The organism is Rhodanobacter sp. C06, assembly GCF_002001105.1.
GTDB lineage: Bacteria > Pseudomonadota > Gammaproteobacteria > Xanthomonadales > Rhodanobacteraceae > Rhodanobacter_A.
Genome location: NZ_MUNP01000046.1, coordinates 32,919 through 52,211, shown reverse-complemented (window position 1 = coordinate 52,211; position 19,293 = coordinate 32,919). Strand labels below are relative to the sequence as shown.

Genomic DNA, 19,293 nt, shown 5'->3' with positions numbered 1-19,293 from the left:
CCGCCTCGCGGCGGCATCGTGCAACCAGCATCCGGCAAACCTCATGCCGCGCGCGGCGCCTTCTGCATCAGGTTGAGCAGGTCGGCCAGCTTGTCGCGCATCTCGCGGCGGTCGACGATCATGTCGATGGCACCGTGCTCGACCAGGAACTCGGAGCGCTGGAAGCCTTCGGGCAAGGTCTCGCGCACGGTCTGCTCGATCACGCGCGGGCCGGCAAAGCCGATCAGTGCCTTGGGCTCGCCGATGTTGATGTCGCCCAGCATGCCCATGCTGGCGGAAACGCCGCCGGTGGACGGGTTGGTCAGCACGCTGATGTAGGGCACGCCGGCATCGCGCAGCCTCGCCAGCACCGCCGAGGTCTTGGCCATCTGCATCAGCGAGTACAGGCCTTCCTGCATGCGCATGCCGCCGCTGGCGGCGAAGCACACCAGTGCGCTCTTCTCGGCCAGCGCGCGCTCGCCGGCGCGGGCGAACTTCTCGCCGCCCACCGAGCCCATCGAACCGCCGACGAAACCGAACTCGAACGCGGTGGCGACCAGCGGGCGGCCTTTCAGCTTGCCGCTCATCGCGACCAGCGAATCCTTCTCGCCGCTGGACTTCTGCGAGGCCACGATGCGGTCACGGTACTTCTTGGAGTCGCGGAACTTCAGCGGGTCGGTGGCCTCCATGCTGGGCCACAGTTCCTGCGTGGAACCCTCGTCGAGCAACGCGAGCAACCGGGTGCGGGCGCGGATGGCGTGATGGTGGCCGCACTTCGCGCAGACCATCAGGTTGCGCTCCAGCTCCGGCTTGTACAGCACCGAACCACAGCCCGCGCACTTCTCCCACACGCCCTCGGGCACCTTGCCCTTGCCGGCGGAAGCACCCTGCGTGTGCGTGCGCGGGGTCATGATTTTCTGCAACCAGTTCATAGCGGCGCCTCTGGTGAAGCGCGCATTCTAGCCGAGAACGAAGGGGCGCTCCGGACGCCGGCGTGTGGTGTCGCGCACCGTCCGATCAGCCGGCATCCAGCGCGCTGCGGATCGGCGCCAGGAAGCCCAGCACGCGATCCGCGACCTCGGTCGCCGACGCCACACCCTCCAGCCGCTCCACCAGCGCGCTGCCGATCACCACCGCATCGGCGAAGCCGGCGATGGCCTTCGCGCTACCGGCATCGCGCACGCCGAAGCCCACCGCCACCGGCGCGTTCGCATGGCTGCGGATATCGGCCACGCGTGCGGCGATGTCCGTCGTGCTCAAGCGTGCAGCGCCGGTGATGCCGGCGAAGGAGACGTAGTAGAGGAAGCCCTCGGCCGCCTTGCACAGATTCGCCAGGCGTTCCGGTGCCGTGGTCGGCGCGGCGAGCAGGATCTGCCGCAGCCCCGCGTCGCGCAGCGGCGCCAGCACCGCCGATTCCTCCAGCGGGCAGTCCACCAGCAGCACGCCGTCCACGCCGGCCTGCACGGCCTCTTCGCCGAAACGCACGTAGCCATGGATCTCGATCGGATTCAGATAGCCCATCAACACCACCGGCGTGTCCACATCGCGGCGGCGGAACTCGGCCACCCAGCCCAACACGTCGGCCAGGCCCACGCCTTTCGCGATCGCCCGCTCGCTGGCATGCTGGATCACCGGACCGTCGGCCATCGGATCGGAGAACGGCACGCCCAGTTCGATCAGGTCGGCACCGGACTCGACCAGCGCGTGCATCAGCGCCACGGCGTGCTCGGGCGCGGGATCGCCCGCGGTGACGAACGGAATCAGGCCGGTGCGGCCGGCGGACTTCAACGCGGCGAAGCGGCGGTCGATGCGGTTCATACCGTCACTCCTTCGCGCGCAGCAATCGTGTGCACATCCTTGTCGCCACGGCCGGAGAGGTTGCACAACACGATGCCGTCCTTCGGGTATTCGCGCGCCAGCTTGATCGCCTGCGCCACCGCGTGGCTGGATTCCAGCGCGGGCAGGATGCCCTCGGTGCGACACAGCAGGTGGAAGGCTGCCAGCGCCTCGTCGTCGGTGACGCCCACATATTCGGCACGGCCGGCGTCCTTGAGGAAGGCGTGCTCGGGGCCGACGCCGGGGTAGTCGAGGCCCGCCGAAATCGAGTGCGTCTCGGTGATCTGGCCGTCGTCGTCGCACAGCACGTAGGTGCGGTTGCCGTGCAGCACGCCGGGGCGCCCCGCGGCCAGCGAGGCCGCGTGATGACCGGTGGCGATGCCCTCACCCGCCGCCTCGGCGCCCACGATGCGCACGCCACGGTCGTTGAGGAAGGCATGGAACAGGCCCATCGCGTTGGAGCCGCCGCCCACGCAAGCGGTGAGCACGTCGGGCAGGCGGCCGTATTGATCGAGCAGTTGCGCGCGCGCCTCGCGACCCACGATGGCGTTGAAGTCGCGCACCATCAGCGGATAAGGGTGCGGGCCGGCCACGGTGCCGATGATGTAGAAGGTGTCGGCCACGTTGGTGACCCAGTCGCGCATCGCCTCGTTCAGCGCGTCCTTCAGCGTCTTCGAGCCGGAAGTCACCGGCACCACCTCGGCACCGAGCAGCTTCATGCGGTAGACGTTGATCTTCTGCCGCTCGATGTCCACCGCGCCCATGTAGACCACGCATTGCAGGCCCAGCCGCGCCGCGACGGTGGCGCTGGCCACGCCATGCTGGCCCGCGCCGGTCTCGGCGATGATGCGGGTCTTGCCCATGTGCCGCGCCACCAGCGCCTGGCCCACGGTGTTGTTGATCTTGTGCGCACCGGTGTGGTTCAGGTCCTCGCGCTTGAGCAGGATGCGCGCGCCGCCCACGTGCCGGGTCAGCCGTTCGGCGAAGTAGACCGGGCTGGGCCGGCCTACATAGTTCGTGAGGTCGCGGTCGAGCTCGGCGATGAAGGCCGGATCGTCGCGCAGGCGCAGGTAGGCCTCGGTGAGTTCGGCCAGTGGCGCCATCAGGGTCTCGGCCACGTAGCTGCCACCGAACTGGCCGAAGCGGCCTTGGGCGTCGGGAAAGGCGTGGAAATCCCGGATTTCTTGCATGACGATTCCAGCGAAAAAAGCGGCGACAGGCTCACACCTTAGTGCCGACCCTGCGTGCGGAAAAGCGAAAAGATCGCCACGAGACTTGAGCTAAACTCACAGCATGTCGGATCGTGACCTGCCCTCGCTGAATGCCTTGCGTGCCTTCGAGGCCGCTGCGCGGCTGGGCAGCATGAGCCTCGCCGCGCAGGAGCTGCACGTGACACACGGCGCGGTAAGCCGCCAGGTGCGCGCGCTGGAAGAGGCGCTGGGCCAGCCGCTGTTCGTGCGCCAGGGACGCGGCGTGGCGCTCACCGTGATCGGGCAACAATTGCGCGAACAATGCAGCATCGCGTTCGGACAGCTGCGCGAAGCGTGGCTGCAGCTGCGCCATGCCCGCGCTACTGCGGCCTTCGTGCTGGGCTGCTCCGGCAGCGTGCTGGCACGCTGGATGATTCCGCGGCTGGAACGCCTGCGCCACGAATTGCCCGCGCTGACTCTGCACCTCGCCGTGCAGGAGGAACCGGTCGCCGGGCATCTGGCCGACGTCGATGCCGCGCTGTTGCTGGCCGCGCCGCCTTGGCCCGTGGGCTGGCAGGTGCACGAACTGGCGCCGGAGCGCATCGGCCCGGTGCTCAGCCCGCGCTATCCCGGCGCCGAGCGCCTGCGCGAACTGCCCGCCAGCGCGCTGTGCGACGAGCCGCTGCTGCACACCGCCTCGCGCCCGCAAGCCTGGCCGGAGTGGGCGCGCGCGATGGAGTTGCCGCCCGAGTCGCTGCAGCAGACCCAGGCCCTGCCCCACCTCTATTTCCTGCTCGAAGCCGCCGCCGCCGGGCTGGGCGTGGCGATCGCGCCGCAGCCGCTGGTGGCCGACGACCTCGCCAGCGGCCGCCTGCTCGCGCCTTGGGGTTTCCGCGAGACTTCGGCGCGCTGGGTGCTGGCAAGTTCGCGGCACGCCGACGACAGCCGCATCACGGCGCTGGCCGCCTGGCTGCGCACGGAACTCTCGGATCAGAGATAGCGCCGGATGCGCTGGCGCAGCTGCTCCACCTGCTCGGGCGTCATGGAACCGAGCATGCCGCGGCGTTCTGCCGGAATGTGCGCGGCGGCATCGCCGTCGCCGAACACGTAATGGTCGAGCAGGTTCTTCCAGCCCGCCTTTTCGCCGGGCGTGAGCGCGCCGAAACCGAGGATGCAGTGGAACAGCGCGCCCAGCGCGAGATCCGAGGAACGGCCCGCCGCCGTGGTGGGCTGCCACCAGTAGTTCACCAGCGCGTTGAGCCGTTCCAGCGATTCGACGTGATGCCACCACATCGGCGGGATGTAGATCGCGTCGCCGGGATGCAGCTCCGCTACCTGCGCCGCGGCCAGCGCCAGCGGCAGGCGCGGATAGCGCGGGTCGTCCGGTCTATCCAGCCGGGCCATGCCGATCGCCGCGCCGGTGGGCGCGAAATCCAGCGGGCCGATGTACAGGTTCGGCAACTGCTCGGGCGGCAACAGCGTGAAACGCCGCGCGCCGCACACCACGCAGGCGATGTTGGAATAGGCGTCGAAGTGCGCCGGCGTGGTGACCCGGTTGCCGATCCACAGCCGCGGCTGCACGCTGGCATCGATGAACGGCAACGCGTGCTCCTCGCGGAAGCCCGGCAGGCAGGCGTCGATGAGCGCACTCTGGATCGCCAGCCCCGGCGCGTGTTCCTGCCGGCTGTACTGTGCCAGCCGCTGCAGTCCCTGGGTCAGCGTGACGCGGTGGTGCGCGTAGTTGAACGCACCGAGGTCAGGCGTGTAACCCACGATGCCGTCGTACTGCGGCGGAATCAGCAAGGTGTCCACCGGCGTGCCGTTGTCCAGTTCGGCCAGCCGCTGCGCGAATGCCGTGTCCGACTGCCGCGCCAACTGCACGACGGGCCAGTCGCGCGCCAGGCCACGGATCACCAGCGGGCGCTCGCGATCGACGAGGTCCGCCGCACCGAAGCTGCCGCTGTCCGCCGGGTATTCGTCGATGGCAGCGGTCACGGCGGGGCCTCCGCACGCACGGCGCGGACGAATGCCTCGAGCTTCGCCGCATCCTTGATGCCGGGCGCCGATTCCACGCCGCTGGCCACGTCCACCGCCCACGGCCGGGCCGCACGGATCGCCGCGCCCACGTTGCCCGCGTGCAGGCCGCCGGCGAGGATCACCGGCTGCGCGAGGTCGCGCGACAGCAGTGACCAGTCGAAGGCCTTGCCGCTGCCGCCGGCCTCGCCCGCAGCGTGGCCGTCCAGCAGCAATCCGGCGGCGCGCGGGTAATCGTGCAACCGCGGCAGTGCCCTTGCGCCCTCGCCCATCGCGATGGCCTTGAGGTAGCGCTGGCCGAACTGCGCGCACCAGTCGTCGGTTTCGCCGCCATGGAACTGCAGCAGGTCCGGCTGCACGGCCGCGACCATCTCAGCGACGAAGTCCGCCTCGTCGTCCATGAACAGCGCCACCGCGTCCACGAACGGCGGCAGCGCGTAACGGATCGCCTGCGCCTGTTCCAGCGACACCCGCCGTCTGCTGCGCGCGGTGAACACCAGGCCGATCGCGTCGGCGCCGAGGCGCGCGGCCAGCAGCGCATCCTCGACGCGGGTCATGCCGCAGCACTTGATGCGGGTCATGACTGGCTCACCTCGGCGGGCAGGCCCCAGTGCACCTCGTAGCGCGGGCCGATGAAAGTGAGCCCGGTCGATGGCGCGGTGGGCCCGGCCACTTCGCGATTGCGTCCCGCCAACAGTTCGGCCATCCATGCCATCGGTTGCTCGCCACGCCCCACCGGCAGCAGCGAACCCACGATGTTGCGCACCATGTGGTGCAGGAAGGCGTTCGCCTCGATCTCCACGATCACCTGCTCGCCCTCTCGACGCACGCCCACCGCCAGCACGCAGCGGCGCGGATGCGCGGCCTGGCAGGACACCGCGCGGAACGCGGAAAAGTCGTTCTCGCCCACGAGTGCCTGCGCAGCGGCATGCATGCGCGCGGCGTCCAGCGGCTGGCGCTCCCAGGTGACGTAACGTGCATCCAGCGCCGCGCGCATCGGCCGGTTGAGGATGGTGTAACGATAGCGCCGGCTGCGCGCGGAAAAGCGCGCGTGGAATTCGTCGGCCACCGGCTGCGCCCACAGCACCGCCACGCTGCGCGGCAGGTTGGAGGTAGCGCCCTGCAGCCAACCGCGCATCTCGCGCTCCACCGGCACATCGAAATGCACCACCTGGCAGCGGCCGTGCACGCCGGCATCGGTGCGTCCCGCGCAGGTCACCTCGACCGGCTGCGCAGCCACCTTCGACAGGGCAGCTTCCAGCGCGCCCTGCACCGTGTTCCCATGGCTCAGGCGCTGCCAGCCGAGGAAGTCGGTGCCGTCGTATTCGATGCCCAGGGCAATGCGCATGGATCAGGAGAATGCGGAAAGTGCGCAGCGTAGCAGGCATCTTCCTTGCGATCGTCCCTGATCGCGAAAATCAAATGGGCGGCCGTCCATGGCCACACTCCTCGAACCTTGCGATCGTCCTTGGTCGCGAAAAAATCGCCCGGAGCGATTTTTGACATCGCGCCAGCGATGGCCCGAAGGGAAACCGCCAAGGACGGTTGTCGCAAAATCAAACGGGCCGGCATGGCCGGCCCGTTCGGGATTCAAGCGTATGGCACGCCGATCAATGCAGATCGTCGAGCATGCGCTTGGCCACGTCGCGCTGCGTCTGGCTGCCCTCGTGCAGCACCTCTTCGAGCATGGCGCGGGCACCGTCCGGATCGCCCATGTCGAGGTAGGCGCGCGCCAGATCGAGCTTGGTGTCCGCCGGGTCGTCGCTGAACTCGCGCGGTTCGATGTCGTGACCGGCCGCCTGCACTTCCGGCTCATCGAAGTGCCAGTTCGACGCCGTCTCGCGCAATACCGTCGCATCCTCGTCGGCGGCGTGATGCGTCGCGGTCGGCTCGGCACCGTCGGTCCGCTTCGACGCCGATTCGTGCGCCGGCGTCAGGTCGAAGTTGAAGTTGTACTCGCTCACCTTCACCGGATTCGCGGGCAGCGGCGGCGGGCCGGCTGATGCGGGCGCGGACACCGGTGCGGCGACGGGTTCGGCGGCGTACCGGTCGATGTCGAAGCCATGGTGCGCCTCGACCTCGTCCGACGACAGGCTGTCGTGGCCGGCGAACAGCGGATGGCCGGGCACAAGGTCCTCGCCCATGTGCACCACGTCCTGCCACTCTTCCTGCTGCGGGTCGGTGACGTGGGCATGCATGGCCTCGGCGGCCGCCTCGAAGCGCTCGACGTCGCGGCGGCCGTAATACAGGCTCACCAGTTCCAGGTGCAGGCCGATGTCGTCGGGATGCTCGGCCAGCTGGTCGAGCAGCATGTTCTGGTCGACATCGTCGCCACCGTCGGCAGGCGCCGCATCGCCGAAGCGATCGGCCAGCGACGGCGCCAGCTTCGACGAGGCGGCCGCGGGCTTCGCCTTGCGGCGGCGGCCCAGCAGCGCGCCCAACAACAGCAGCACGATGACGGCGGCACCCAGCGCCTGCGCCCACAGCTGGGTATACCAGGGTTCCTCGCCGGCGACCGGTGCCGCCGGCTTGATGACCGTCGGCTTGATCGGCGTGGTGCTGGCCGGCGTGGCGGCCGGCTTGCTCGCGGCAGGAGCGGTCGACGCGGCGGCCGGCGCTTCCGCCTTGGCGGTCGAGGCCGCGGTGGCAGCCGCAGCCTCGCTGCCGGCAGCCGGGGCCGAGGCGGCGCTGGCCGGCTGTTCCGCCGGTTTCGATGCGTTCGCACCGGCCGCGGCGGCCGCCATCGAAACGCCCGCCGTGGCCGCATGCGCCGGCTCCGCCGGCTGGCCGGCGGCCTTGCGTGCCGCGGCCAACTTCTGCTGCAGCTCGGCGATCTCGTTGTCCTTGAGCGCCAGCAGACGTTCGTTCTTGCTGTTGATGTCGTTGAGGTCCTTCAGTCGCGACTTCAGGTCCTCGCCCTGCTGTTGCAGGTTGGCCATGGCTTCCTGGTTGCGCAGCAGGTCCTGGCGCAAGGCATTGCTCTTGTCCGATCCGGACGCCGTCGGGGCAGCCTTGCCGCCCTGCTTCGCGGGCACCAGGGCCAAGTGGTCGCCGGCGCTGGCCGCGGCCCCCGAGGGCGAACTGGACGTGGTGGCACGCGTGCCGGCGTCGGCCACGCTCACCGGCGAGCTGCTCACCGTGCCGCTGCGCCAGTCGCCGTTCTGGCGACGCACTTCCGCGGCGGCGGCGGCCACCGCGACCGCTTCGGCGGCGGCCTTGTCGGGAATGCGCAGCACTGCGCCGGCCTTCAGCGCATTGATGTTGTCGCGGTAGAACGCGTCGGGGTTGGCCTGCTTCAGAGCGAGCAGCATCTGGTTGAGGTCGACGCCGGCCGGCGCCGTCTGGTGGGCCACCACGGACAGGGTCTGGCCACGCTCGACCGGCCCGAAGCGGCCGTTGGCCACCTGCTCGCCCGAACCCGCGTGGGTGGCCTCGCGCGCAGCCGGCGCGGCAGCCGCCGAGCGGCCCGCGCGTGCGGACGGACGCGATGCGACCCGCGTCGGCGCGGAACTGTTGCCCGGCGGATCGAGCAGGATGGTGTACTCGCGCACGCTCTTGCCGCTGCCACCATGGATCTCGATCAGCAGGTCGAGGAAGGGGTCGTTGACTGCCGCATCGCTGGTGATGCGGATGACCTTGTGGCCGTTGCCGCCATCGACCACGTCGAAACGCAGCGGAATCGTGGGTCGCCCCCCGGCGACCCCGGCGCGTGCGAATTCCTCGCCCGACGCCAGCTGCACGTTGAGCTGCTGCAACTCGGCCGGCGTGGCCTTCTGCACCGGGATCTCCGCCAGCAGGGGCTGGCCCAGCGCCGACTTGACCTGGATCTGGCCCAGGTCCAGTGCCAGCGCATGGCCGCTGCCAAGGGCCAATGCCACCAGCAGCGGCAGTTTCAACGAACGATTCATCACGCGTTCCCCCGAACAAGCCGTGGCCTCTGGTGAGGCCGCCACGATGGCGGCGCTTCGCCCGACCGAGGCGCCACTTTAGTTAGATGCGGACGGATCAACAATAGCCGGATCGCAGACTTGCGACGTATTGCTGTCGCGCATTCCAGAACCTGCCGCGGGCCCGGCGGACGCTCGGCGACCCTCAGCGCCCCTTGCCGGCGGCCGCCCCGGACTGCTGCGCCGTCTGCAGCTGTCGCTGCAGTTCGGCGATTTCCGCGTCCTGCTGCTTGAGCCGCCCGGCGGCCACGCGACTGCCGGACTCCTGTGCGGCGACGTCGCGCTGCAGGCGCTGCACCTCGGCACGCTGCCGGGCCACCGCAGCCGTCTGCTTGCGTACGGCCTTGGAGGCGAGGGTGTCGGCGGACTGCTGCGCGCGCGCCCAAAGCGGCGTGACCGCCAGCGCCCCGGCCAGCGCCAGCCAGTACAGGCCGCGCCTCACAGGTAGTCCTCGATCAGCAGTTCGGCGATCTGCACCGCGTTCAGCGCCGCGCCCTTGCGGATGTTGTCCGACACCACCCACAGGTCGAGGCCATGTTCGTGCGAGATGTCCTCGCGGATGCGACCCACGAACACGGGGTCCTTGCCGGCCACGTCGCCCACCGGGGTGGGATAGCCGCCGGCTTTGCGCTCGTCCATCACCACCACGCCCTCGGCCTGCTCCAGCAGTTCGCGGGCCTGCTCCGCGGTGATCTTGTCGCGGGTCTCGATGTGCACCGCCTCGGAATGGCCGTAGAACACCGGCACGCGTACCGCGGTGGGGTTCACGGCGATGGACTCGTCCTCCAGGATCTTGCGCGTCTCCCACACCATCTTCATCTCTTCCTTGGTGTAGCCGTTGGGCTGGAAGTCGTCGATGTGCGGGATCACGTTGAACGCGATCTGCTTGGGGAACTTCTTCGACTCCACGTCCTGGAAGTTGAGCAGGGCCGCGGTCTGCTTGCCCAGCTCCTCCATGCCCGAACGACCCGCGCCGGAGACCGACTGGTAGGTAGCCACGTTGATGCGCTCGATGCCCACCGCACGATGGATCGGCGCCAGCACCACCAGCATGCCCATGGTCGAGCAGTTGGGGTTGGCGATGATGCCGCGGGTGGTGTATTGGGCGATGGCGTGCGGGTTCACCTCGCTGACCACCAGCGGGATGTCGTCCTGGTAGCGGAACTCGGAGGTGTTGTCGATCACCACCGCACCGGCGGCGGCCGCACGCGGCGCATGCACCCTGCTCACCGAACCGCCGGCCGAGAAGAAAGCGATGTCCACCCCGGCAAAATCGTAGGTGTCCAGCAACTTCACCGTCACCTGTTTGCCGCCGAACGAAACCTGGCTGCCGGCGGTGCGCTCGCTGGCCAGCGGCACCAGCTCGCTGACCGGGAAATTGCGCTCGGCGAGGATGGCGAGCAGGGTCTCGCCCACGGCGCCGGTGGCGCCGACCATCGCAACCTTGTAACTGCTCTTCTTGCTCATCGGGTGCGGCTCTACTCAGGTAAGTTTTGGGTGGATGGGGAAGATCACGCCGGCCGCGGCCAGCGCTTCGGGGTTCAACAGGTTCGGCGGGGGCCCTGCGTGCGGGCCGTGGCCGAAACACGCCAGCACATTGTCCACCGCCACCGCGGTCATCGCGCGGCGGGTATCGGTCGTGGCGCTGGCGATATGCGGGCTGAGCAGCACGTTGTCGAGCGCCAGCAGATCCGGATGCACCCGCGGCTCGCCCTCGAACACGTCCAGCCCGGCTGCGGCGAGGCGGCCTTCGCGCAGCGCAGCGGCCAGCGCTGCGTCGTCCACGATACCGCCGCGCGCCACGTTCACCAGCACCGCGGTGGGCTTCATATGCGCCAGCTCGGCGGCGCCGATGGCATGGCGGGTGGCCGGCGTCAGCGGCAGCACCAGCATGAGGCAGTCTGACTCGCGCAGCAGGGTGCCCTTGTCCACAAGGCGGGCGCGGCAATCGCGTTCGACGGCCTCGGGCAGGCGCGAGCGGTTGTGGTAGAGCACCGGCATGCCGAAGCCCTGCGCACGCCGCGCGATCGCCTGGCCGATGCGGCCCATGCCGAGGATGCCCAGCGTGCGGCCGCGCACGTCGGTGCCCAGCCAGCCCTTGAATTCGGTGGCGCGCCACTCGCCAGCGCGCAGCCAGCGCTCGGCGGCGCCCATGCGCCGCGACGCGCCCAGCAGCAGTGCCCAGGCGTAGTCGGCCACACTCTCGTTGAGCACGTCCGCGGTGTTGCTGGCGGCGATGCCGGCGGCGCCAAGCGCGGCGAGATCGAGGTTGTCGTAACCCACGCCAAGGTTGGCCACGATGCGCAGCCGCTTCGCGCCGGCCAGCTCGGCCGTGCCGACGCGCTCCTTCAGTCCCACGATGGCGGCATCGCAATCAGCCAGCTTCGCGGCCAACTCGGTCGGGCCGAACTTTGTCTCCTTCGGCTCGGCCGTCACCTCGAAATGCGGCTCCAACCGGGCGATCACGTCGTCGAAGGTGGGGCGCGAGACCCATACGCGCGGCCGTGTCGGCATCGGTCACGCCCCCGCCATCGTGCGGACGGCGGGATAGATCTCGTCGGCCATCCAGTAATAGGCCAAGGCCATCGCGAACAAGGTGCCGAACGTCCACAGCATCCAGCGCCGGCGGCGCCAGGTCGCCCGGTACGCTGAACACTGCATCGGCAAGTCGGCCAGGTAGGCCGCGCAGTAACAGGCATTGGCCAGCACCGCCAGCACGACCAAGGGCAGCACCGATTCGAACGTCAGCGCGCCGCGGAAATACGGCCATGCGGCAACGATCCATCCGACGACGACGACGGCCAGCAGCAGATTGAAGGCGATGCGGCGCGACTCCCAGTAACGGATCGCGTCGCTGAGGGCATCCCGCAACGGGGCGTGCTCAAGCTTCGACAATGTCACCATGACCCATCCTCCGGCTGCCTTCAGACGATGCGCGGCTGCATCACGCCCACGTCGCCGCACTGCGCGCGATGGCGCAAGGCATGGTCCACCAGCACCAGCGCCATCATCGCCTCCGCGATCGGCGTGGCGCGGATGCCGACGCAGGGGTCGTGGCGACCCTTGGTGACCACGTCCACCGCCTCGCCAGCCAGGTTCACGCTGCGGCCAGGGATCAGGATGCTGGACGTGGGCTTCAGCACGATCGAGGCGACCACCGCCTGCCCCGTGCTGATGCCGCCAAGGATGCCACCGGCATGATTGGACGTAAAGCCGTCCAAACGCATTTCGTCGCGATGCTCGCTGCCATGCTGAACCACGGCGGCGAAGCCGTCGCCGATCTCCACGCCCTTTACCGCGTTGATCGACATCAGCGCGCTGGCGAGATCTCCGTCCAGCTTGCCATAGACCGGCTCGCCCCAGCCCGGCGGCACGCCCTCCGCCACCACACTGACGCGCGCGCCCACCGAGTCGCCGGACTTGCGCAAGGCGTCCATGGCCTTTTCCAGCGCCGGCACCTGTTCGGTGCAGGGCCAGAAGAACGGGTTCTGCTCGACCGCCTCCCAATCGAAACCGGCCGGTGCGATGTCACCCAGCTGCGCCAGGTAGCCGCGCACGCGCACGCCGTGATGTTCGAGCAACCATTTCTTCGCGACTACCGCGGCGGCCACGCGCATGGTGGTTTCGCGCGCCGAGGAGCGCCCGCCGCCCCGCGGGTCGCGGATGCCGTATTTCTGCCAGTAGGTGTAGTCGGCATGGCCAGGACGGAAGGTCGAGGCGATGTCGCCGTAGTCCTTGCTGCGCTGGTCCGTGTTGCGGATCAAGAGCGCGATCGGCGTGCCGGTGGTCCTGCCCTCGTACACCCCGGAGAGGATCTCCACTTCGTCCGCCTCGCGTCGCTGCGACGTGTGGCGGCTCTTGCCGGTGGCGCGGCGATCGAGGTCGTGGCGGAATTCTTCCTCGCCGATCGGCAGGCCCGGCGGGCAGCCATCGATCACGCAGCCGATGGCCGGCCCGTGGCTTTCGCCGAAGGTGGTGACGGTGAAGAGCTTGCCAAAGGAGTTGCTGGACACGGGTTTGGACGTCCAAAGAAAACCGCTACAGCTTACCGCAATGCAGCAATCCCTGCGCCCTTACCCGGCGATGCCGGACCACTCGCTCGCCAGCAGCCCGAAAACGACATCGTCGACCCATGTGCCATGGAACCGCAGGCTTTCGCGGAAATGGGCCTCCTTGCGCATGCCGATCGCCTGCAGCAAGGCCATGCTCGGTGCGTTGCGTGGATCGACCGACGCATGCACGCGATGGATGCCCAGCTCGCCGAACAGCCAGCCGAACAGCGCATGCAGCGCCTCGCGGGCGTAACCGTTGCCTTGGGCAGCGGGCGCCAGCGTGATGCCGAATTCGGCTTGTGCGTCGGCAAGGCAGAAGCCGAGGTCACCGATCAACGCACCGTCGTCGCGATGGCGGATGGCGCGCTGCAACCACTGGCCTTGCGATGGCGCGGCCATCACCGACTGGTCCCTGATGAAACGCTCGACATCGGCCAGTACGGCCGGCCGCCAACCCTGGTAACGGCAAACCTCGGGATCGGCGCGATAGCGGAACAAGGCCTCGGCGTCGCCCTCCCGCAGCGCATCCAGCCGCAAGCGCGCCGTCGCCAGTTCCATGATCTCAGCGCCGCGCGGCCGCGGCGGCATGGATCGCCGCCTTGTGCTCGATCAGGTCGCGCCGCTCCAGCGCAAACACGCCCATCTGCCCCACCTTGAACTCGATCCAAACGAACGGCAATTCAGGCAGCAGCAGCGCCAGCGCGTGCTCGCTCTCGCCCACTTCGACGATCAGCAAGCCATCGTCGGTCAGCAGGCCGGCGGCCTCGTCGAGGATACGCAGGCAGATGTCCAGTCCGTCCGCGCCCGAGGTGAGGCCCAGCTTGGGCTCGTGCACGTACTCGCCGGGCAGCGCGGCGTACTCGTCCTCGGTGACGTAGGGCGGATTGGAGACGATCAGGTCGTACCTGCGCCCGCGCACACCCTCGAAGAGGTCGGACTTCACCGCCTCGACGCGCGACTCGACGTGCTGGAACACGATGTTCTCGCGCGCCAACGACAGCGCCTCGTCGCTGATGTCGACGATGTCGACCTGCCAGTCGGGGTTGTACTCGGCCATCGCGATGCCGATGCAGCCCGAGCCCGTGCACAGGTCGAGCGCGCGCTCCACGTGGCGCTCGTCCAGCCACGGCGCGAAGCCCGACTCGATCAGCTCGGCGATCGGCGAGCGCGGCACCAGGGCGCGGCGGTCGCTCTTGAACTTCAGGCCCGCGAACCAGGTTTCACCCACTAGGTAGGCCACCGGCAGGCGCTCGCTGACGCGGCGCTCGATCAGGGCAAGCACGTTCGCGCGCTCCTCGGTGGTGAGCCGGCCCGCGCCATAGGCCGGCGGGATGTCCGGCGGCAGGTGCAGGCTGGCCAGCACCAGGTGGGTAGCCTCGTCGATCGGGTTGTCGTGGCTGTGGCCGAAGGTCAGCCCGGCGGCCGAGAAGCGGCTGGCACCGTAGCGGATGAAGTCGATGATGGTGGCGAGTTCGGCGGTCACGGCGATTCGATGGCGGCAAGTTGGCCGGCGATTATAAGCCCCGGGAACCGACCCCGTTCACACCCGGATCGAGTCCGGGGTAGGCTCTGGGCGTAAGCCCGCAGGACCGACGCGGGGAGCCGCCAAGGAGGCCGCGCCTTGAGCAGCGAGGAAGTCGAAGGGCTCGTTGCGGAAGCGCCCCTTCGACTCCGCTTCGCCACGCTCAGGGCGAACGGCGCGCGCGGGAAGTTGGAGTGAATCGCTCCGGCAGCCCCGTATACTTCGCCGGATGACTTTCAAGATCCTGCTGCAATACATCCTTCCGCATCGCCTCCTGTCGCGCCTGGTCTACTGGGGCACGCGCTGGACTTTCGTGCCGTGGAAGAACTGGCTGATCGGCACCATCGTGCGCAACTACGGCGTGAACATGGCCGAGGCCGCGCAGCCCGATCCGCTGGCGTACCAGCACTTCAATGCCTTCTTCACCCGCAAGCTGAAGCCCGGCGCACGCACAGCCGATGCCGACCCGGCCGCCCTGCTCTCCCCCGCCGATGGCCGCATCAGCCAGGCTGGCCGGATCGTGGACGGGCGCATCTTCCAGGCCAAGGGGCAGGACTACAGCGCTGCCGAACTGCTGGGCAACGAGACCGCCGCCGCGCCCTACCGCAACGGCCGCTTCGTCACCGTCTACCTGTCGCCGCGCGACTACCACCGCGTGCACATGCCGCTGGCCGGCACGCTGAAGGAAACCGTGCACGTGCCGGGGCGCATCTTCAGCGTGGCGCCGTTCGCGGTGGCGGCGATCCCGCGGCTGTTCGCGCGCAATGAGCGGCTGGTCTGCCACTTCGAGGGCGAACACGGCCCGTTCGTAGTGGTGATGGTGGGCGCGATCCTGGTGTCCTCGGTGGCCACGGTGTGGGACGGGCTGGTGATCCCGCCCTACGCGCCCGCGATCCGGCGCAAGTCCTTTGCCGGCCAGAACGTCACGCTGGCGCGCTTCGCCGAGATGGCACGCTTCAACATGGGCTCCACCGTGATCGTGCTGTTGCCCGAAGGCACGGCCAAACTGGATGCGCTCGAACCGCAGCAGGCGGTGCAGGTGGGCCAGCGATTGGGGCAACTCGCGCGCACAAACTGACGCGAGACGTCATTTTGTGACGCATTGGGCGCCTCGTGCATTGGCCGCCCACTATCCTCCCGCCATTGCCGCACCTGTCGCGGTGTCAGGGGACGAGGATTCCATGCAGCTGCTCAGCCCGGCCATCGCCTTCCTCCGTGCACACCAGCTCACCCGCCAGTTGCGCGAGATCGAGCGCAGCGTGCGCGCCCTGCCCCAGCGCACCCGGGCCCAGCTGAGCCTGCTGACCCTGCGCGAGATCGGCCAGGCCTCGCGCAGCGAATTCCCGCACCTGTACGGCACGCCGCCGGAGGCGCGCTACCTGCCCTGGGGCCAAGGCACCGGGGCCGGCTACGAGCGGGCGCGCTCGGACAATCCCGAGGTGGCGCTGCGCGGCATCGCACTGTGGCTGGCGGTGGCCTACCACGAGACCAAGCACTCGCCGCAGGATCGCCTGCTGCCCCAGCACCGCCAGGTGCTGCAGCTGCTGGGCGAGTTGAAGCGCCTGCATCGCCCGGCCGACCCGGTCAAGGACTGGATGCGCGCCAGCGCCACCGCCTGATCGTCAGCCTCCGGGCGACGGCTTCAGCGGCACTCCGGCACCTTCAACTCCTGCCCCACCGAGATGTGGTGGTGGCGCAGGTGGTTCATCTCGGCGATCTCCTGCACGCTGGAGCAGCGCAGCTTGCGCACGATGCCGACCAGGGTGTCGCCGTGGCGCACCTTGTAGCGCCGGATCTTCGCAGGGCTCGGCGGTGGCGGCGGCGGCTCGGCCACCACCGGCGCGGCGGCATTGTGCAGGTCGGCGGCCAGGATCGGCCACGGCCCGTCCACGCAGCGCGCGGCATAGGAATGCTCCAGCAGCTTCGGCACCTGCAGCATCGCGCCCGCGGGCTGCTCCTGCTGCGGGTCCAGCCGCGGATTGAGGTTGCGCAAGGTGCGGAACCAGCCTTCCTCCATGCCGCCGGCCGAACCAAGGCAGACGGTGAGCTCGCTCAGCGAGGCCGGCCGCTTCAGCGTGATGCTGCCGGGCACGCCGTCGATCTTCGGGAAACGCAGGTTGTAGCTGTCCGGGTGCAGGAACAACCATGCCGCCGCCAGCACCGAAGGAACGTAATCGCGGGTCTCCTGCGATAGCTGGTCGTAGATGCGCGGGTCGTAGAAACTCACCGAGGTGTCCGGCCCCACCAGCCGCTTCATGCGTCCCTCGCCGCCGTTGTAGGCCGCCAGCGTCAGCTCCAGGTTGTCGTTGAACACCTTGAGCTGCTCGTTCATGTACTCGGCGTTCGCGCGCGCCGACGCGGCCGGATCGAAGCGCAGGTCGAAGCCGTTGTAATTGGTGAGGCCGAAACGCATGCCGGTGGCGTACATGAACTGCAGCGGGCCGGCCGCGCCGGAGCGCGACACCGCATGCACCTTGCCGCCGGATTCCTTGGCCATGATGCCGAACAACAGCGCCTCGGGCAGGTCGGCCTGCTTGTACTGCGGCCACATCTCGCTGCGCAGGTACTGGTAGTTGATCCAGGCATCGATCAGGTTCGGCCGCCACTGGGTCAGCCACATCTGCAGCGCGGCCTTCACCGCGCCGTTCATCGCGATCAGCTCGGAGAGCTTCTGGCCGTGCAGCAGGGTCACGCTGCGCTGCGCCTCGGGCAGGGCCGCGGCGCTGCGCTGGTCCAGCGCCATGCCGGTCTGCGGTTCGTCGTCGGGAGTCTCGTCGCCGATGAAGCTGCCGTCCTTGAGGCGCAACATGCGGTCGTAGGCGGAAAAGAAGCGTTGCGGGTCGCAACCGGCGGTGCTGCCGCACTGCACCGAGGCGCTCTTCAACGTGTCCAGCGCCTGTCCCAACGTCTGCTGTCCCGCCGCGTCGTTGCCGGCGCGGACCTGCTGCAGCGCGGTCTGGTAACCCTGGGTGGCCTGGTCGAGCCGGGTGTACAGCGCAGCCACCGTCGCTGGCGGTTTGCTGCCGCCCGTGCCCGCGCAGGCGGCCAGCAAGCCGAAGACCGCCGCCAGCGGCGCCAGGCGCAGGGATCGAACGACACGAGCAGACCGCATGAGCAAAACCATCCGACGAAAAGCGGACACCATAGCCCGCGCTGTCGGCAGACTCAATGAACCGGCGCGACGAACGCTCTGGCTACAATCACACCCGAATCCGACGAAGGGACTCCCATGACCGACATCCTGATCGGCCGCAATGACCACGCCAGCGTCGTGCTCGAACCGCGCTACGGCAACCGCCACGGCATGATCGCCGGCGCCACCGGCACCGGCAAATCCGTGTCGCTGATGGTGCTGGCCGAAGGCTATTCGAAGCTGGGCGTGCCCTGCTTCCTCGCCGACGCCAAGGGGGATCTTGCCGGCCTGGCGATGGCCGCGGGCGAGCCGGGCGACAAGCTCAAGGCGCGGTTTGCCAAGCTGCAGCTCGCCGACTGGAAGCCGCAGGCCAACCCGGTGATCTTCTGGGATCTCTACGGCAAGCTCGGTCACCCGGTGCGCGCCACGGTGAGCGAGATGGGGCCCGCCCTGCTCGGCCGGGTGCTGGAGTTGAACGACACCCAGCAAGGCGTGCTGGAGATCGTGTTCAAGCTGGCCGACGACAACGGCTGGCTGCTGCTGGACCTGGACGACCTGCGCGCCCTGCTCGCCTTCGCCGCCGAGAACAGCAAGGACATCTCCGCCCACTACGGCCTGATCAGCAAGACCAGCCTCGCCGCCGTGCAGCGCGCCCTGCTGCAGCTGGCGCAGGATGGCGCCAACGCTTTCTTCGGCGAGCCCGCGCTGGAACTGGCCGACCTGATGCGCCAGGACATGAGCGGCCGCGGTGTCATCAACATACTCGCCGCCGACCAGCTGATCCTGAAACCCCGGCTCTACTCCACCTTCCTGCTGTGGCTGCTGTCGGAGCTGTTCGAGCAGTTGCCCGAGGTGGGCGATCTCGACCAGCCGAAACTGGTGTTTTTCTTCGACGAGGCGCACCTGCTGTTCGACGATGCGCCGCCCGCGCTGCTGCAGCGCGTGGAGCAGGTGGTGCGGCTGATCCGCTCCAAGGGCGTGGGCGTGTACTTCTGCTCGCAGAACCCCGACGACGTGCCCGCGAACATCCTGGGCCAGCTAGGCAACCGCGTGCAGCACGCGCTGCGCGCGTTCACCCCGCGCGACCAGAAGGCGGTGAAGGCGGCGGCGCAGACCTTCGTGCCGAATCCGCCACTCGACGTCACCGCGGCGATCGGCCAGCTGGGCGTGGGCGAGGTGCTGGCCTCCACCCTGCGCGACGGCGGCGTGCCTTCGCCGGTGGAGCAGGTGCTGGTGACCTCGCCATGCTGCCGCATCGGCGCGATCGCCGACGCCGAACGCGCCACCGTGCGCCAGCGCTCGCCGGTGGGCGGCAAATACGACACCGCCGTCAACCGCGAATCCGCCGCCGAGATCCTCGCCAAACGCGCGGACGACAAGGCCGCCGATGCGAACGCCGTCGCCGCCGGAACGCCAGCGAAAGACGACAACGGCGACTCGGCCTGGGGCGGCGCCGTGCACGACGCGCTGTTCGGCACCAAGCGCCGCCAAGGCATGATCGAGACCATGGGCAAGCAGGTGGTGCGCACCATGGGCAACCAGTTGGGCCGGCAGATCCTGCGCGGCGTGCTGGGCGGCATCTTCGGCGGCAAACGCTGAG

At 69.0% G+C, this 19,293-nt stretch carries 19 protein-coding genes; 4 read left to right on the top strand and 15 right to left on the bottom strand.

Annotation, left to right across the window (positions count from 1 at the left end; all coding sequences use genetic code 11):
• Nucleotides 1–41: 41 nt before the first annotated feature.
• The 3 genes from accD to trpB all read right to left on the bottom strand — a co-directional run bounded on the left by accD (nucleotide 42) and on the right by trpB (nucleotide 3,005).
• The gene (accD, locus tag B0E52_RS09255) at nucleotides 42–911 is read right to left on the bottom strand and encodes an acetyl-CoA carboxylase, carboxyltransferase subunit beta (RefSeq protein ID WP_077483545.1); all 870 of its coding nucleotides are present in this window, start codon (nucleotides 909–911) and stop codon (nucleotides 42–44) included.
• Nucleotides 912–996: 85 nt separating this feature from the next.
• Nucleotides 997–1,797, bottom strand: coding sequence for a tryptophan synthase subunit alpha (gene trpA / locus B0E52_RS09250; protein WP_077483544.1), 801 nt, complete (start codon nucleotides 1,795–1,797; stop codon nucleotides 997–999).
• Complete coding sequence (gene trpB, locus B0E52_RS09245; RefSeq protein ID WP_077483543.1) at nucleotides 1,794–3,005, bottom strand: tryptophan synthase subunit beta; 1,212 nt, start codon at nucleotides 3,003–3,005, stop codon at nucleotides 1,794–1,796. Before trpB ends, trpA begins: the two co-directional genes overlap by 4 nt.
• 103 nt (nucleotides 3,006–3,108) lie before the next feature.
• On the opposite strand from trpB, the gene B0E52_RS09240 reads away from it, so the two are divergent.
• Nucleotides 3,109–4,005 (top strand): LysR family transcriptional regulator, encoded by an 897-nt coding sequence (locus tag B0E52_RS09240; RefSeq protein ID WP_077483542.1) that lies wholly within the window; start codon nucleotides 3,109–3,111, stop codon nucleotides 4,003–4,005.
• Here B0E52_RS09240 and B0E52_RS09235 read toward each other — a convergent pair.
• The 11 genes from B0E52_RS09235 to prmB form a co-directional block, all read right to left on the bottom strand.
• Nucleotides 3,996–5,000, bottom strand: a complete 1,005-nt coding sequence (locus B0E52_RS09235) for a cupin-like domain-containing protein (protein ID WP_077483541.1) — start codon at nucleotides 4,998–5,000, stop codon at nucleotides 3,996–3,998. The two genes, B0E52_RS09240 and B0E52_RS09235, sit on opposite strands and share 10 nt — an antisense overlap.
• On the bottom strand, nucleotides 4,997–5,620 hold the full coding sequence (locus B0E52_RS09230; RefSeq protein ID WP_077483540.1) for a phosphoribosylanthranilate isomerase: 624 nt from the start codon (nucleotides 5,618–5,620) through the stop codon (nucleotides 4,997–4,999). Before B0E52_RS09230 ends, B0E52_RS09235 begins: the two co-directional genes overlap by 4 nt.
• Nucleotides 5,617–6,387 (bottom strand): tRNA pseudouridine(38-40) synthase TruA, encoded by a 771-nt coding sequence (gene truA, locus B0E52_RS09225; RefSeq protein WP_077483539.1) that lies wholly within the window; start codon nucleotides 6,385–6,387, stop codon nucleotides 5,617–5,619. The genes B0E52_RS09230 and truA overlap by 4 nt, the downstream gene beginning before the upstream one ends.
• 262 nt (nucleotides 6,388–6,649) lie before the next feature.
• On the bottom strand, nucleotides 6,650–8,947 hold the full coding sequence (locus tag B0E52_RS09220) for a FimV/HubP family polar landmark protein (RefSeq protein ID WP_077483538.1): 2,298 nt from the start codon (nucleotides 8,945–8,947) through the stop codon (nucleotides 6,650–6,652).
• Nucleotides 8,948–9,131: 184 nt separating this feature from the next.
• Nucleotides 9,132–9,428: a hypothetical protein gene (locus B0E52_RS09215; protein ID WP_077483537.1), complete on the bottom strand. Its 297-nt coding sequence runs from the start codon at nucleotides 9,426–9,428 to the stop codon at nucleotides 9,132–9,134.
• Nucleotides 9,425–10,453 (bottom strand): aspartate-semialdehyde dehydrogenase, encoded by a 1,029-nt coding sequence (locus tag B0E52_RS09210; RefSeq protein WP_077483536.1) that lies wholly within the window; start codon nucleotides 10,451–10,453, stop codon nucleotides 9,425–9,427. The genes B0E52_RS09215 and B0E52_RS09210 overlap by 4 nt, the downstream gene beginning before the upstream one ends.
• Nucleotides 10,454–10,468: 15 nt before the next feature.
• On the bottom strand, nucleotides 10,469–11,500 hold the full coding sequence (locus B0E52_RS09205) for a D-glycerate dehydrogenase (RefSeq protein WP_077483535.1): 1,032 nt from the start codon (nucleotides 11,498–11,500) through the stop codon (nucleotides 10,469–10,471).
• Nucleotides 11,501–11,503: 3 nt separating this feature from the next.
• Nucleotides 11,504–11,890 (bottom strand): hypothetical protein, encoded by a 387-nt coding sequence (locus B0E52_RS09200; protein WP_077483534.1) that lies wholly within the window; start codon nucleotides 11,888–11,890, stop codon nucleotides 11,504–11,506.
• A gap of 20 nt (nucleotides 11,891–11,910) precedes the next feature.
• Nucleotides 11,911–12,999 carry a chorismate synthase gene (gene aroC / locus B0E52_RS09195; RefSeq protein ID WP_077483533.1) on the bottom strand — a complete coding sequence of 363 codons (1,089 nt, stop codon included), beginning with the start codon at nucleotides 12,997–12,999 and terminating at the stop codon, nucleotides 11,911–11,913.
• A 60-nt stretch (nucleotides 13,000–13,059) separates the two neighbouring features.
• Complete coding sequence (locus B0E52_RS09190) at nucleotides 13,060–13,596, bottom strand: GNAT family protein (RefSeq protein ID WP_077483653.1); 537 nt, start codon at nucleotides 13,594–13,596, stop codon at nucleotides 13,060–13,062.
• Between the two features lie 4 nt (nucleotides 13,597–13,600).
• Entirely contained in the window at nucleotides 13,601–14,521 is a 921-nt protein-coding gene (prmB, locus tag B0E52_RS09185) for a 50S ribosomal protein L3 N(5)-glutamine methyltransferase (RefSeq protein WP_077483532.1), read from the bottom strand.
• A 268-nt stretch (nucleotides 14,522–14,789) separates the two neighbouring features.
• Here prmB and asd point away from each other — a divergent pair, with 268 nt between their 5' ends.
• Both asd and B0E52_RS09175 read left to right on the top strand, forming a co-directional pair.
• A complete protein-coding gene (asd, locus tag B0E52_RS09180) occupies nucleotides 14,790–15,638 on the top strand; it encodes an archaetidylserine decarboxylase (RefSeq protein ID WP_077483531.1) in 849 nt (282 codons plus the stop codon).
• Nucleotides 15,639–15,741: 103 nt separating this feature from the next.
• Nucleotides 15,742–16,179 carry a hypothetical protein gene (locus B0E52_RS09175; RefSeq protein ID WP_077483530.1) on the top strand — a complete coding sequence of 146 codons (438 nt, stop codon included), beginning with the start codon at nucleotides 15,742–15,744 and terminating at the stop codon, nucleotides 16,177–16,179.
• A 23-nt stretch (nucleotides 16,180–16,202) separates the two neighbouring features.
• On the opposite strand, the gene B0E52_RS09170 is transcribed toward B0E52_RS09175, so the two are convergent.
• Nucleotides 16,203–17,672, bottom strand: coding sequence for a transglycosylase SLT domain-containing protein (locus tag B0E52_RS09170; protein ID WP_077483529.1), 1,470 nt, complete (start codon nucleotides 17,670–17,672; stop codon nucleotides 16,203–16,205).
• A 117-nt stretch (nucleotides 17,673–17,789) separates the two neighbouring features.
• Between B0E52_RS09170 and B0E52_RS09165 the strand changes: the two genes are divergently transcribed.
• The gene (locus tag B0E52_RS09165; protein ID WP_077483528.1) at nucleotides 17,790–19,292 is read left to right on the top strand and encodes a helicase HerA-like domain-containing protein; all 1,503 of its coding nucleotides are present in this window, start codon (nucleotides 17,790–17,792) and stop codon (nucleotides 19,290–19,292) included.
• The last annotated feature ends 1 nt before the right edge of the window (nucleotide 19,293 follow it).